This window comes from Gordonibacter massiliensis (ex Traore et al. 2017), assembly GCF_019731765.1.
Classification (GTDB): Bacteria; Actinomycetota; Coriobacteriia; order Coriobacteriales; family Eggerthellaceae; genus Gordonibacter; species Gordonibacter massiliensis.
Genome location: NZ_JAASIO010000005.1, coordinates 26,281 through 40,335 on the forward strand (window position 1 = coordinate 26,281; position 14,055 = coordinate 40,335).

The 14,055-nt window shown below is 65.1% G+C and carries 11 protein-coding genes; 7 read left to right on the top strand and 4 right to left on the bottom strand.

The annotated features are described in order from the left end of the window. Window positions 1-39: 39 nt before the first annotated feature. A complete protein-coding gene (locus HCH03_RS07575; protein WP_221689003.1) occupies window positions 40-726 on the top strand; it encodes a TetR/AcrR family transcriptional regulator in 687 nt (228 codons plus the stop codon). A gap of 318 nt (window positions 727-1,044) precedes the next feature. Here HCH03_RS07575 and HCH03_RS07580 read toward each other — a convergent pair whose 3' ends face one another. Both HCH03_RS07580 and HCH03_RS07585 read right to left on the bottom strand, forming a co-directional pair. Next, window positions 1,045-1,770 carry a B3/B4 domain-containing protein gene (locus HCH03_RS07580; RefSeq protein WP_221689004.1) on the bottom strand — a complete coding sequence of 242 codons (726 nt, stop codon included), beginning with the start codon at window positions 1,768-1,770 and terminating at the stop codon, window positions 1,045-1,047. A gap of 455 nt (window positions 1,771-2,225) precedes the next feature. Further along, window positions 2,226-2,717 (bottom strand): pyridoxamine 5'-phosphate oxidase family protein, encoded by a 492-nt coding sequence (locus tag HCH03_RS07585; RefSeq protein ID WP_221689005.1) that lies wholly within the window; start codon window positions 2,715-2,717, stop codon window positions 2,226-2,228. Window positions 2,718-3,018: 301 nt separating this feature from the next. On the opposite strand from HCH03_RS07585, the gene dnaE reads away from it, so the two are divergent. The 6 genes from dnaE (at window position 3,019) to HCH03_RS07615 (ending at window position 13,149) form a co-directional block, all read left to right on the top strand. After that, window positions 3,019-6,483, top strand: coding sequence for a DNA polymerase III subunit alpha (dnaE, locus tag HCH03_RS07590; protein WP_185904853.1), 3,465 nt, complete (start codon window positions 3,019-3,021; stop codon window positions 6,481-6,483). Window positions 6,484-6,624: 141 nt separating this feature from the next. Further along, window positions 6,625-7,485, top strand: a complete 861-nt coding sequence (truA, locus tag HCH03_RS07595) for a tRNA pseudouridine(38-40) synthase TruA (protein WP_221689006.1) — start codon at window positions 6,625-6,627, stop codon at window positions 7,483-7,485. A 242-nt stretch (window positions 7,486-7,727) separates the two neighbouring features. Further along, window positions 7,728-8,870 (top strand): hypothetical protein, encoded by a 1,143-nt coding sequence (locus tag HCH03_RS07600; RefSeq protein WP_221689111.1) that lies wholly within the window; start codon window positions 7,728-7,730, stop codon window positions 8,868-8,870. A 95-nt stretch (window positions 8,871-8,965) separates the two neighbouring features. After that, window positions 8,966-11,005, top strand: a complete 2,040-nt coding sequence (arsS, locus tag HCH03_RS07605; RefSeq protein ID WP_221689007.1) for an arsenosugar biosynthesis radical SAM (seleno)protein ArsS — start codon at window positions 8,966-8,968, stop codon at window positions 11,003-11,005. Window positions 11,006-11,034: 29 nt separating this feature from the next. Then, window positions 11,035-11,382 carry a hypothetical protein gene (locus HCH03_RS07610; protein ID WP_221689008.1) on the top strand — a complete coding sequence of 116 codons (348 nt, stop codon included), beginning with the start codon at window positions 11,035-11,037 and terminating at the stop codon, window positions 11,380-11,382. A gap of 255 nt (window positions 11,383-11,637) precedes the next feature. Beyond that, window positions 11,638-13,149: a hypothetical protein gene (locus HCH03_RS07615; protein ID WP_221689009.1), complete on the top strand. Its 1,512-nt coding sequence runs from the start codon at window positions 11,638-11,640 to the stop codon at window positions 13,147-13,149. Window positions 13,150-13,340: 191 nt separating this feature from the next. Here the strand turns inward: HCH03_RS07615 and HCH03_RS07620 are convergent, their stop codons facing one another. Together HCH03_RS07620 and HCH03_RS07625 are read right to left on the bottom strand one after the other, a co-directional pair. Continuing rightward, the gene (locus HCH03_RS07620; RefSeq protein ID WP_221689010.1) at window positions 13,341-13,616 is read right to left on the bottom strand and encodes a DUF4160 domain-containing protein; all 276 of its coding nucleotides are present in this window, start codon (window positions 13,614-13,616) and stop codon (window positions 13,341-13,343) included. After that, window positions 13,609-13,869 (bottom strand): hypothetical protein, encoded by a 261-nt coding sequence (locus HCH03_RS07625; protein WP_221689011.1) that lies wholly within the window; start codon window positions 13,867-13,869, stop codon window positions 13,609-13,611. Before HCH03_RS07625 ends, HCH03_RS07620 begins: the two co-directional genes overlap by 8 nt. Between the last annotated feature and the right edge of the window lie 186 nt (window positions 13,870-14,055).

Consider the following 14,055-nt stretch of genomic DNA (forward strand, 5'->3'; position numbering starts at 1 on the left):
TGTCAAGCAACGCAACCTACGAGCGAAAGGGGGCCGTCTATGGAATTCAAGCGCGCGCGCACCGAGGAGCAGAAGCGCCAGCGGTTGGAAGGCATCGTGCGCGCCGTCGACGGCTTGCTCGACCGGTATCCGTACCGCGAGATCACCATGGCCATGGTGGCCGACGAACTGGGCTTCTCGCGTGCGAACCTGGGGCATTACGTGAAGACGAAAGAGGAGATGTTCCTGCTTCTGTACCTGCATGACCTGGAGGGCCTGCACGCTGAGCTCGCGCAGATGACCGCTTCGGACGACCGCGTCGTCGCCGAGGACGGGGACGCGGTGGGGCGGGGCATCGAGGAGTTCTCGGGCCGGCTCGCCGCGGCGTGCGCGCGCCATCGCAACGTCGGCAGGATAGGCGCGCTGCTCTCCGCCATCATCGAGACGAACATCGACGTGGACCGGCTGACCGCATGCAAGCGCACGATGCGCGAGCTGGCCGAGGACGGCGCGCGCCTTCTGGCCGCACGGTTCCCGTTCCTTGCTCCGGGGGATGCCGCCGAACTGGTCATGGTGCTGGTCAACCACGTGGCCGGTCTGTATCCCGGCACGCATCCCGTGCCGATTCAGCAGGAGGCGCTGCGCCGTGCGAGCTTCGAGGGCGCGGCGCGGGACTTCGAGGGCGCGCTGCGCCGGTTCCTGGTCGTGCAGCTGAACGGGTACCGCGCCTTGTCGCAGCGGTCCTGAGGTCTGCCAGGTCAGCGCCCGCACCCGCCGAGCAGCTTGAAGCTGTTGCGGAGGGATGGCGCGAGGATCGCCAGTCGGACGCACTGTCGGCCCAAAAACGCGGAATTCGTCCTCGAAACGCGTTTTTGGGCCGACAGAGTGCGCCACGGTAAGGGCATCAAAGGTATCGGTAAGCCCCCCGCAGGGCAAGGGCTCTGCCCTTGTCGCTCGTCAAGGAGAGTATTCGCAGGTAGCCGGCAAGGGTAGAGCCCTTGCCCTGCAGAGCGATTGCGAAAACCTTGTGTTCAGCGACTTTTGATGCACCCCCTTCTTCCGGGGCTAGTCGACGATGACCAGTTCGGGATGCGCGCGGTCCACGATGGCGCGCCGTTCCACGGTCGCGCTCAGGTAGCGCTCCATGAGATTGGCGAACTCGTCGAGCGCCGCTTCCAGATCGCCGAAGCGCGCCGGGTCCACGCACTCCATGACCAGGATGGCGTTCGCGGAGTTGTCGGTGAGCGCCGAGCGCTGGCCGTCGCGCCAGTTCCAGCAGCGGCAGACGGCGCCCTCGTCGTCGCGGTAGCACAGCTCGCCGGGCAGCGTGGGGTCGTCCCCGTCCTCGCCGATGGGCAAAAACGCGTCGCCGCCCTCGGTGACGCCCAGGCGGAAGTCGCCGACGAACGAGTCCAGGTCCTCGCCGCCCACGGGCAGCGCGTACTTGAGCGAGATGGCGTTGTAGATGTCCACTGACGGCGTGATGGAACCCACGGGGTTGCCCTTCAGCACGCGCTTGAGCAGGTTCTCCACCGAACAGCGCGCGCCCTTCTTCGTCTTGAACTTCTGGAACGCCTCGCGCCATACGCGCACGACTTCGTTCTCGGAGATAGTGTTGCTGGTGAGGTGCTTGTCCGCCTGCTCGTTCGCCTCGCGCAAGAGCCTCGCGACGGCGGCGGCGTCCTCGGCGCTCACCTGGTCGGCCGCCTTCAGGCCGCGCACCACCAGGATGCCGATGGCCGCGTCGGGGAACAGCTCCCAAAACGACTCCTCGGCGATGAACTTCTGCATGTCGTCCTCCTTACGAAAAAAGCATGCGGCCTCCCTCGTCTTCTAAGGCCTAACGACGAGGGTGCGCATGCTTGCGTCCTTATCTACCCGGCGGCAGATGTTCCTATGATGTTGAAAAGCAGCATACCAAAGCGTCCGGTTTTGGACAAGGCTTGCGCCCGGTACCCTCTCTGCCCGGCCGGTGCCTCCGCTCAGGATGACAGCGCGCTGGCTTGCATAATGTCAATGCTGGTTTAACAGCGGCGAAGGGCCGCGCTGCACAAAAATCCCCGATCTCCCCCTCCTGCAATCTCCGACGCGTTCGGCTGGGCTATGCGCGCGAACCGCGACCTGGGGTAATACCGAAGTCGCAACAACCGAACGCGGGTCGCACGGAATACTCGCGTGCTTCAGAGGGGGACGTCGGTGATTTTCGTGCAGCAACGGCCTTCGCAGATGCCCAGCGGAGCTCTTCCTTACCGTCCGAGGCGCCGCGCGCCCTTGCCGCGCACCTCGTCCAGGTCGACGGCCCAGATGGCGGTTTCGTTTATCTCGCGGGCGATGCCTTCGCCGATCTTGTCCTTGTGCTCGGGCAGGTACTTCATGCACAGCGCCACGAGCACCTTGCGCATGGCGGCGCCGTCCTCCACGCGGCGCACGCGCCCGCGCGCGATGACTGAGGCGAAGCGGGTGGTGAAGAACTCGTCCTCGTAGCAGGGCTCCACCTCGGTGGCCACCGTCACGCACACGCGCTCGTCGCGTGCGAAGTTCTCCAGCTTGTGCCCGCCTGCGTTTGTGGTATGGAAGCACAGCGCGCCGTCCATCATCACGTAGGACAGCGGCACGCCGTAGGGCATGCCGTCCTCGTCGACGGTGGACACGACGCAGAACTCGCCCGCATCCAGTATCTCGCGCGCTTCGGCCTCGGTGAGCTCGCGGTCCGCCGCGCGCATGGGGTAGTCGATCATGGGTTTTCTCCTTCGCGGTGCCTTGTTGGGTGCCGAGATTGCCTTCGTTCGTCGGGGTCATTATAGCCGATGGGGAAGGGGCGCGATGCGCCGCGTGTCCGTCGTCCGCTCGACCGTTTGCCCGCCGGTCTTCGGGCCGGTCCCGTCCTGCGCCGACTTCGCGCAAAAACCATCGTTTGTTCGCTGTTTGTGGACGGCGTGCATCGGCGAATGCTGCTAGAATGGCATCGACACCTTACCGCGCTGCAACGTACCTTAAAACACCTTCTGGCGCATGACTGACTGATTCGAGGCACAAGATATGGCATTCGTCCATTTGCACAACCACACGGAGTACTCCCTTCTCGACGGGCATACGCATATCTACGACATGGTGAAGCGCGCCGCCGACCTCGGCATGCCCGCCGTGGCCATCTCCGATCACGGCGTGATGTCGGGCGTGCCGCAGCTGTGCGAGATGTGCGACAAAGTGGAGGAGGAAACCGGCAAGCGCGTCAAGCCCATCTACGGCTGCGAGGTGTACTTCACCACCGACGAGGAGCTCAAGCGCGACGGCAAGCCGAAGCTCTACCACCTGCTTTTGCTGGCCAAGACGAACGAGGGCTACCACAACCTGGTGAAGCTGGTCAGCGAGTCGCACGTGGACAACTTCTACTACAAGCCGCGCACCACGTTCAGCATGCTGCAGAAGTACGGCAAGGGCATCATCGGCTCGTCGGCGTGCATCGCGGGCATCATTCCGAAGCTCTTGGACAACCGCCAGTTCGACGACGCCGTGGCGTGGGCCAACAAGTTCGCCAGCTGCTTCGAGCCGGGCGACTTCTACATCGAGCTGCAGAACCAGGGCATCCGCACCGACGCCGGGTTCACGCAGACCGAGCTCAACGGCATGCTCACCGACGTGGCGAAGGCGGCCGGCCTCAAGACCATCGCCACGAACGACTTCCACTACCTCACGAAGGAAGACGCGAAGGCCCAGGACTACATGCTGTGCGTCGCCCAGGGCGCCGCCGTGAACGACGAGAAGCGCATGCGCTTCGAGAACGACCAGTTCTACATGAAGACCGAAGAGGAGATGCGCGAGGCGCTGAAGGACTTCCCCGAGGCCTGCGACAACACGGTGGAGCTGGCGGAGAAGGTGAACGTGGTGTTGGAGCGCGACTCCATCCTGCCGCGCTTCCCGTTGCCCGAGGGCGAGACCGAGGAGAGCTACTTCCGCCGCCGCGTGCAGGAGGGCCTGGTCAAGCACTACGGCAGCCCCGTTCCGCAGGAGGCGCAGGAGCGCGCCGACTACGAGATGGGCATCATCATCCAGCAGGGCTTCCCGGCGTACTTCCTCATCGTGCAAGAGTACATCGAGTGGGCGCGCAGCCAGGGCATCGGCGTGGGGCCGGGCCGCGGCTCGGCCGCAGGCGCCATCGTGGCGTACGCCATGGACATCACCGCGCTCGACCCGCTGTCCAACGGCCTGCTGTTCGAGCGATTCCTGTCGCCCGAGCGCGTGGAGATGCCCGATATCGACGTCGACTTCGAGCAGGGTCGCCGCGAAGAGGTTATCAACCACATCAAAGACGTGTACGGCGAGGATCACGTGTCCCAGGTCATCACGTTCGGCACCTTGCAGGCGAAGAACGCCGTGCGCGACGCCGCGCGCGTGCTGGACTACCCGTACAACACCGGCGACCGCATCTGCAAGCTGATCGGCGACGAGCTGGGCATCACCATCGACAAGGCGCTGGCCACGAACCCCGACCTGAAGAAGGCGTACGAGACCGAGGAGGACGTGAAGGCCGTCATCGACGCCGCGAAGTCCATCGAAGGCCACGTGCGCGGCGAGGGCGTGCACGCGTGCGCCACCATCATCTGCCGCGACCCCATGAGCGACCACGTGCCCATGAAGCGCGACACCAAGGGCGGCGGCATCATCACCCAGTACGACGGCCATTACACGCCCGAGCTGGGCCTGCTGAAAATGGACTTCCTGGGTCTGCGCACGCTCGACGTGCTCACCATCGCGTGCAACAACATCGAGAAGCGCTTCGGCACGAAGATCATCCCCGAGGACATCCCCATCGACGACGAGGCCGCCTTCAAGCTCATGCAGTCCGGCAACATGGACGGCCTGTTCCAGGTGGAGGGCGCGCTGTACGTGAGCCTGTTCGCACGGCTCCCTCCCACGCGCTTCTCCGACGTCGTGGCCTCCATCGCGCTCAACCGCCCGGGCCCGCTGGAGTCCGGCATGGTGGACGACTACGTGAAGGTGGCCAGCGGCAAGACGCCGGTGCACTACTACGACGACCGCCTGCGCCCGCTGCTCGAGGAAACGTACGGCACCATGGTCTACCAAGAGCAGATCATGCAGATCTCCATGGTCATGAGCGGGTTCTCGGCCGGCAAGGCCGACAAGCTGCGCAAGGCCATGGGCAAGAAGAAGCTCGACATCATGCGCCAGCTCCAGGAGGACTGGAACAACGGCGCCGTGGAGAACGGCTTCTCGCTGGCCATCGCCAAGCAGATCTGGGAGGACGCCGAGAAGTTCGCTAAGTACGCGTTCAACAAATCGCACTCGGCCGCCTACGCCATCCTGGTCATGCGCACGGCGTACCTGAAGGCGCACTATCCGAACGACTTCATGGCCGCCGTGCTGTCGTCCTACATGGGCAACACCGACCGCCTGATCCGCTACATCGCCAGCTGCAACCACTCGGGCATTCCCGTGCTGCCGCCGGACATCAACTCGTCCAACGCCGAGTTCACCCCCACCGACGAGGGCGTGCGCTTCGGCTTGGTGGGCGTGCGCGGCGTGGGCGCGAACGTGGCCGAGGCCATCATCGAGGAGCGCGAGGCGAACGGCCCGTACACGTCGCTGCACGACTTCGTGAACCGTCTGGACGCGAAGTGCTACAACCGCAAGACGCTCGAAGCGCTCATCAAGGGCGGGGCGTTCGACTCCACGGGCTACACGCGCAAGCAGCTCATGTACTTCGTGGACGAGACGCCGCTTCTGGAGGGCGCCTCCAAGCGCCAGAAGGACCGCGACATGGGGCAGGTGTCCATGTTCGACCTGTTCGGAGACGACCCGGACTCGGGCTTCGAGGAAGAGGTTCCCGAGCCCGACGGCGTGGAGTGGCCGAAGCGCCAGCTGCTGTCGTTCGAGAAGGAGATCATGAAGATCTACGTCTCGGACCACCCGCTGCGCCCGTACGAGGGCACCATCTCGCGCATGACGAAGTTCCAGCTGGGCGACTTGGCCGAGCGCACGAAGGAGATCAAGTCCGCCACGTTCGTGGGCATGGTGTCCGCCGTGGTGACGAAGCTCACGAAGCGCGGCACGAAGATGGCCACGTTCACGCTGGAGGACACGACGGGGCACATCGAGTGCATCTGCTTCAAGTACGAAGAGAACGCCGAGGCCATCCAAGAGGACGCCATCGTCAAGATCAAGGGCAAGTTCGAGCACAGCGACCGCGGCAACCAGATCATGGCGTTCGAAGTGGAGGCCATCGAGCTGAACGAAGCCGACGCGCGCCCCTCGCACCTGGAGCTGAAGGTGTCGTCGTCCGACATGGATTCGACGACGTCGCTGCGGTTGAACCGTATATTGAAGTCGTATCCGGGCCGCGACGGCGTGGTGCTGTTCGTGAACCAGGGCGACGGCCGCAAGTTCCGCGCCGAGCTGCCGGTGACGGTGGATTCGGGCAACGCCATCATGAAGTCGGAGTTGCAGGAGCTGTTCGGCCGGCCCGTGTGGACGAAGGCCTCCTGACGCCTGTGCGGCCTTCGCTCGGAGCGACGGGGGCGGGCGCGTTTCGCCGCCTTGTCGGACCGACGGGGAAGTAAACAATTTGGCAAGAGCAAGCGGCCGCGCTTCGCAGCGCGGCCGCTTTCGTTTATGATGGATCGCATCATGACTCAGACTACCCAACATAACGGGCCTCGCTCGGCATCGGCCGCAGCGCAGGCAGCGGACGCCTCGACCGTCGACGACGGCGGGCGCCCCGTGCGCGAGCACACGCTCGCGCTCACCCTCTCGTACAACGGCGCCCCGTTCTCGGGGTTCGCGCGCCAGCCGGGGCAGCTCACCGTGCAGGGCGATGTGGAGGCGGCGCTCGAGCTGCTGTTCCGCCGTCCCGTGGAGACGACCTGCGCCGGCCGCACCGACGCGGGCGTGCACGCGCTCGGCCAGGTGGTGAGCTTCGACGTCGACGACCTCGACATCGCCGGGCGATCGCTGCCCAGCTTGCGGCGCTCGCTCAACGCGCTCACGAACGACGCCATCACGGTGCGCGAGGTCGAACCCAAGCAGAAGGGCTTCTCGGCCCGCTTCGACGCCCAGGCGCGCGAGTACCATTACCACCTGTGCGTCGACAGCACGGCGCCCATCTTCATGAGGGACTTCTCGTGGTTCGTGCCGGGCGGCTTGGACCTGTCGGCCATGGAGGCCGGCGCGCAGCATTTGCTGGGCGAGCACGACTTCAAGAGCTTCTGCATGGCCGCGTCGGCCGAGGGCAAGCCCACGTGCCGCAACGTGCGCGAGATATCGTTCCATCCTGAAACCGTCATGGGCGAGAACCTTCTCACCATCAAAGTGGTGGGCAACGCCTTCCTTCACTCCATGGTGCGCACGATGGTGGGCACGCTCGTGATGATCGGGCGCGGGCAGCGTCCGGCATCGTGGGTGGGCGAGGTGCTGGAGGCCCGCGACAGGCAGGCCGCCGGTGAGAACGCGCCCGCGCAAGGGCTCGTGTTCTGGCGCGTGATCTACTAGATTCCGAAAACGGGCTCGCCTGGAGAACGCGTCGTGTTGTCTGCGAGTGCGCGACGCCATCTTCCTCGAACGGCCTTCCTCGTTGCCCAAAAGGTTTATAGAGCAGGGGATCGCATTGCCGAATCTACGTGATATACTGGGGCGATGCCGCAAAGGCCGATCCGCGGCGAAGAGAGGTTCAGATCGTGTTCGGAAACACCGCTGAGAAGCGTATCGCGCGCGAAGCCGACAAGGTCGCATCTATGAAAGAGGATCTGGATGCGCTCTCGTGGGGGCGTGTGCTCGACATAGGCAAGCAGCTCCAGGCCAAGGGATCCGACGAGGCCGACCTGGGGGCCGAGCTCGTTTCCATCGCCCAAGCCAATCTGTCGCTCGCCACGCGCCTGGGCATCGATCCCGCGCCGCCCGAAAGCCGCGTGATGGCGTCGGGCATGGAGATCGTGGAGGGCGGTTTGGCCGAAGCGGCTTTGGAGGACGCCTCGAACCTTCCCGCCGCGGAGGCCGCATGCGGGTTCGCGGCTGGCGTGGAGACGCCGGCATCGGCCGAGGAACCGATCGTGCGCACGGGGTTCGAGGCGGGCGCGGCGGTCGAAGGCGGCGAGGCTGCCACGTTCGATCCGCAAGAGCCCCCGCAGGTTCCCGCGTTCCGTTCGAAAACCGAGCTCCCCCTCGTCATCATGCCGTCGCAGGGCCATGTCGTCGAGCCGTGCGGCGAGCACGCGCCCGTCTTGGAGCGGGGGGAAGAGGATGTCGCGGGCGGGGATCGGACGGTCGACGCTCCTTCATGCGCCTTGACGGGCGAAGGGGAGGCCGGCTCGTCGACCGGGCTTGGCGCGGAAGGCGGGGTTGGCGACGCTCCTTCGGCGCTGTCGGCCGAGGACGGAAGCGTGGCGGAGGACGCGGAACCCTTCGACCCCGAGCCCGCGCCGGATCCGACGCCGTGTGTTTCCGAGCAGATCGCGCTGGAACCGGAGCCCGCCCATCCCGCCTCGGAGCCCGATTCCGTGCAGCCTGCGGCGGAAACCGAGCCCGTGCGGAGCGCAGCGAAGGCCGAATACGCGGTGGAGCCCGAGACCGCGCGGGCCGTCGATGAGGCGGAACCCGTTCCATCTGGCGCGGCGGCGGCCCCTGGTCGACCTGCGGATACGCCGGGGTCTTATCGACCTGAGGATGCGGTGGAATCCTGCGCCGACGCGCCGACGTTCTGCGCGAACGACGCGTCCCGTTCCGCCGACGAAGCCGACGCGTGCGATGCCGACGAGCGCCCGTCGCGAAAGCGGTTCGCGCGGTTCCGCCATTTGTACGAGAGCCGCGACGGGGCCCTGTGCGTGTTCGAGGACGAGCACGGGCATCTGATGGCGGTGGACGCCTCCAAGCTCGCCTAGCGTTCGCGCGCATGTTCGGCAGGTTATTGGCAATCCGCGAATAATGGATATAATCCTATAAGAATGAGAATCCTGCGAGAAAGGGCGCCCCTTCTATGTCGTCATGCTCCGTGCCCGGTCACAAGCGCCGCGTGTTCAAGGATGCGGGCCGGGTGTGCCCGGTGGACTACCGTTTGCCCCCCGACGCCTTCGCCGGCGAGTCGGAATGCGCGTGCGACGTGCTGTACGTGATGGGCGGCCTGTACGGCAACCCGTTCGCACTGGACGCCGTCGACGCGCTGGCGGCCCCCGAGCAGGGGGACGTGCGTGTCGTGCTGAACGGCGATATGCATTGGTTCGACAAGACGGCGGAGAACTTCGCCGCGCTCGAGCGGCGGGCAGCGCGCTACACGCCGCTCGTGGGCAACGTGGAGGCCGAGCTGCGTCGGCAGGCAGACGTGGGCGTGGGGTGCGGATGCGCCTACCCGGATTGCACGGGCGACGACGCGGTGAGCCGTTCGAACCGCATTCACAAGAAGCTGTCCGAGGCCGTGGACGCCCACCCCGAGCTCAAGGAATTGCTGGTCGGCCGCCCCGCCACGGCGACGGTGGGCGTGGCGGGCCGGAAGGTGGCCGTGACCCACGGCGATGAGCAGCTGATCGGCGGCTGGGCTTGCTCGCGCGAATCTTTGCAGGACGTCTTGCGCCAAGACGAGCTCGATCGGTGGATGGCCGCCAACAGCGTGGACGTGCTGGCCACCACGCACACGTGCGCGCCTGCGGCGCTCGCGCTCGCGCGGGGCCTCGTGGTGAACAACGGGGCCGCCGGCTTGCCGAACTTCGCCGGCCAGCGCTTCGGCCTGGTGGTGCGCGTGGCGACGACGCCGCATGCGGACGCGCTGTTCGGCGCGGAGCGCGACGGGCTTTACGTGGAGTGCGTGCCGCTCCGCTACGACCATGAGGCGTATCTTGCCTGGTTCGACGAGCTGTGGCCGGCGACGACCCCGGCTGCGGTGTCGTACCGGTCGCGTATCGTGGAAGGTGCCGACGACCATGTGGAGGACGCGCTGCTCGGCGGGTTCCGCCGCGGGCCGTCCGCCCGCGACGATGCGCCGCCGCGCCGCTCGCGTGCGTCGAAGGACGACGTGGAGCTGGCGCTGGCGAGGCTCGTGTACTTCGAGGACGTGATGGACGACGCCTCGTGCCTGCGCACCGCGGGCGAGCCGTCGACGATCCAGATCAACGTCACCGCGCGCTGCAACCTGGCCTGCGCCCATTGCCACGTGGAGAGCGGGCCGCATCGCACCGAGGCCATGAGCCGCGCCGCGATGGAGGCCGTGCTGGCGGTGGCCGAGCGGCCCTGCATTGACACCGTCGACGTGACGGGCGGCGCTCCCGAGATGCACCCCGACCTCGCTTGGTTCATCGAGCGCGCGGCGGGCACGGCGCGCGTCATGGTGCGAACGAATTTGGTGATCCTGCGCGATCCGGCCTACCGGCCGCTTTTGGACCGCTATGCCGAGCTGGGCGTGGAGGTGGTGGCCTCGCTGCCCAACGTGCACGATGCGCAGGCCGAGCAGCAGCGCGGCGGCGGCACGTTCGATCCCTCGATCGAGGTGCTGCACGAGCTGAACGCCCGCGGCTACGGACGCGACGGCCAACACGTGCTGGACCTGGTGTTCAACCCCCAATGGCCCGTGCTGCCACCCGACCAAGGCGAGCTGGAGGCCGTCTACCGCCGCCGCTTGGCCGAGCTGGACGTGTCGTTCGACCACCTGTTCGCCGTCGCGAACAACCCCATCGGGCGCTACGGCGCGCATCTTCTGGACACCGGGGAGTTCGACGGCTACCTCGACCTGCTCATCGACAGCTTCAACCAACAGGCGTGCGCCGGTATGATGTGCCGCCGCCAGCTGTCGGTGGGGTGGGACGGACGCGTCTACGATTGCGACTTCAACCAAGCGCTCGGCTTGGCCGCTCATCGCGAGGATGGCGGCGACCGCACGATCTTCGATTACGCCGCCGATCCCGCGCTCCCGCTCGTGCGCGCGATCCGCTTCCGCAACCATTGCTACGCCTGCACCGCCGGCAGCGGCTCGAGCTGCGGCGGCACCATCGTGCAGGAACATGATGAAGGAGCAGCAACATCGTTTTAGGCCGAGAAGGCAAAGTAAGGGGCGTTTCGATGTTTAATGAGATTTGCATTTACGAGGCAAAAATAGACAAGCAGGATGAAATCGAAACCCTGATGAAAGAAGTCGCAGAATTCTATCTTTCGCAGCCCGGAGTCGTTGAGGTGAAGTACATCAAGCGCACCCATCGACAAGAGGATTTCAATGCCGTGAAAGAGGGAAAGCCGCCCATTCGCCTGACAAAATGGGTGGGCAAGGTCACTTATATTTTGCACTGGACGCTTGAAAACGAAGACGTCCACGCGCGGGTGTCCAAACTCGGATTGGAGCGGTTTTACAAACGCTGGAATCGCTGTCTTACCACCATGCCTAAAATCATCCTTGGTGAGAATATCGTGTAGGCATCTTCCTGATAAAGGTGAACGTAACGCCCGAAGGGGACCGCTCCCTTCGGGCGTTAGCATCGAAAGCTCCTTGTTGCGAGGGATTCCGGAAAGATCGCGTTGACCCGACGACTGGCCGGTCGATCCGCAGGGGCGGCCAGCAGGTTGCCCCTGCGAGGTTCCCGTCGTTTTATAGTTGACATACCACAATAGTAGATATAATCTAGCAATGGCATCAGTCAATGGGAATTCGAGGACAGGGGAGCGTCAAACATGGATTCGACCACCGGGATTTTCTTCTGGGGATTCCTCATCGTGTACGGCATCGTCATGTTTCTGCTCTCGCCGAAGACCGTCTCGCTGGGCGGGTTCTTCAAGGGCGAGGACAAGAAGGGCCGCGCCGCCAACCCGTGGATGATCACGGCTTCCATCTTCATCGCGTGGATATTCGCGAAGTCGGTTACGAACGCCGCCAACATGGGCGCCGAGTTCGGCATCGTGGGCGGCATCGGCTACGCCGTGTATTGGCTGTGCATCCCATTGACCGGCTGGGCGCTGTACCGCTTGCGCCGCAAGTTCAGGGCTACCAGCATGGTGAGTTTCCTCACCGAGCACTACGGCGTCGCGGCGGCGTTCTGCTTCTCGGCCGCCATTCTGGTGCGCCTGTTCAACGAGGTGTGGTCGAACACGTCGGTCGTGGGAGCGTACTACGGCGCGTCGGGCTCGGCGCCGTTCGTCATCGCGGCGCTGCTGTTCACGGCCATCACCGTGGGCTATTGCTGCTGGGGCGGCATGCGCGGCTCTATCATCACCGACGTGGCGCAGGCCATTCTTTTTGCCGTGCTGCTCGTCGCGGTGCTGATTTGGGTGGTGCCGCTGAACTCGCCGGCCGACATCGTGACGTCCGGCTCGTGGACGCTCGAGGGCGGCGTGGACTTCATCATCGGCGCGGGCCTGCAATGCCTGTCGTACGGCTTCCACGACGCCGTGCTCACCGACCGCGGCTTCATCTGCGAGGAGAAGAAGATGCTCAAGAGCTTCACCGTGGCCGGCCTTCTGGGCTTCGTGGCCATCGTGCTGTTCTCGCTCATCGGCGTGCACGCCTATCTCGACGGCATGAGCATCGCCGGCTCGAGCGCGCCGGTCGTGGTCGCGCAGAGCCTGGGGATCGTGGCGTTCTTCGTCATGGCCGTCATCATGATAGCCACGGCCGGCTCCACGCTGGACTCCACGTTCAGCTCGCTGGCGAAGCTCACAGCGCGCGACCTGCCGGGCATTCTGGGACATACGCCCAAGATGAACCCGCGCATCATCGGCATCGTGTTCATGATCGTGTTCGGCATCGTGGGCAACCTTCCCATGATCATGGGCGCCTCCATCATCACGGCCACCACCATCTCGGGCACCATGATCATGGGTCTGGGTCCCGTGTTCCTGCTGCACGGCGTGGTGAAGCCCACGAAAGTGGGCTTCCAGCTGGCGTTTTGGATAGGCATGGCGCTGGGCATCGCAGACACGGTGGCCCCGGCCGCGCTCGGCTTCATGAACATCGGGGGAGGCTCGTACGCGAACTTCCTCGGCGTGAACCTATGGGGCGCCGTGGCCTGCTGGGCCGCCTACCTCGTGCCCGGTCTGGTGGCCCAGTCCGCCGAGAAGCGCGCCGGCATCGAGCCCGCGTGGAAGGGCCGCACGAAAGAGGAGCTTGCCGAGTACGACGCGAATGCGAAGCGCCGCGAGCTCGGCCTCGACCTCGACCCCGAGGACCTGGCACCCACCGGAGCGTAAGGCAACGGCGGCCGTGCAGGTGGCGGATGCTCCGTAAGGGCGGGCTGCTGCCCGCCCGGCGCCGAAACGATCCGGCAGGGAAATGAAATGCGGCGAGCGCACCCTGCGCTCGCCGCAACGTTTTTCGGCTTGCATCCCACCGCGCCGGGCGGCCAGCAGGCCGCCCCTACGGGGGTTGCGCTGATTGCGGCCTAGCAGTAAAACGAGAGGTCGTTTTGGAAGGTCTCGCGCCATTTCCGGCAAATATAGCCGTGGTTCAAGGCGACGAGCTCCATAATGTCGGAAAGATCCCTCTTTGGGATGTTGCTGCCGTTGTTGGCCAGGATGCAGCCGCCCGATGCCGTCAGCCAGATCTTGGTGGCGTTCTCGACGGGTCTTTTCACGGCAACGTGAACATGCACCGGCTCGCCGTTTTCGCCGACCCAGAAAAACAAGATATAGGGGCCGAACTCGAGTATCTTAGGCATAGGCTTTTTTCGCTTCTCGGGCGAGGCGGAAGATCAACGGGGCGTTGTTTCTCAGAAGATCGGTGAGTTCGGCGATCTCCTGCGGAGAGAAACCCTCCACGTCGGACCATTGGTATGAGGGCAGCAGGCACTGGGCGGCGTCGAAGCCGCCGTCGATCGGTCGTTCAACGGCCACGTGCACGGTGTTGTCGCTTTGTATGTTCGAATAGGCGATCTGGGTTTCGTCGGCGAGTTTAATATAGTTGTACATCATGTCGACCACCTCCGAGGGCATCCTCTTCGATTGCGATCTTTCGAGCCGATTCTATCACATGCGTTTCTGGTTCGCCTGTGGGGCTGTCGGGCGCGTAAGCGACGGCGGATGCTCCGTAGGGGCGGCCTGCTGCCCGCCCGGCGCCGAAACGATCCGGCGGAGAAATGAAATGCGGCGAGCGCACCC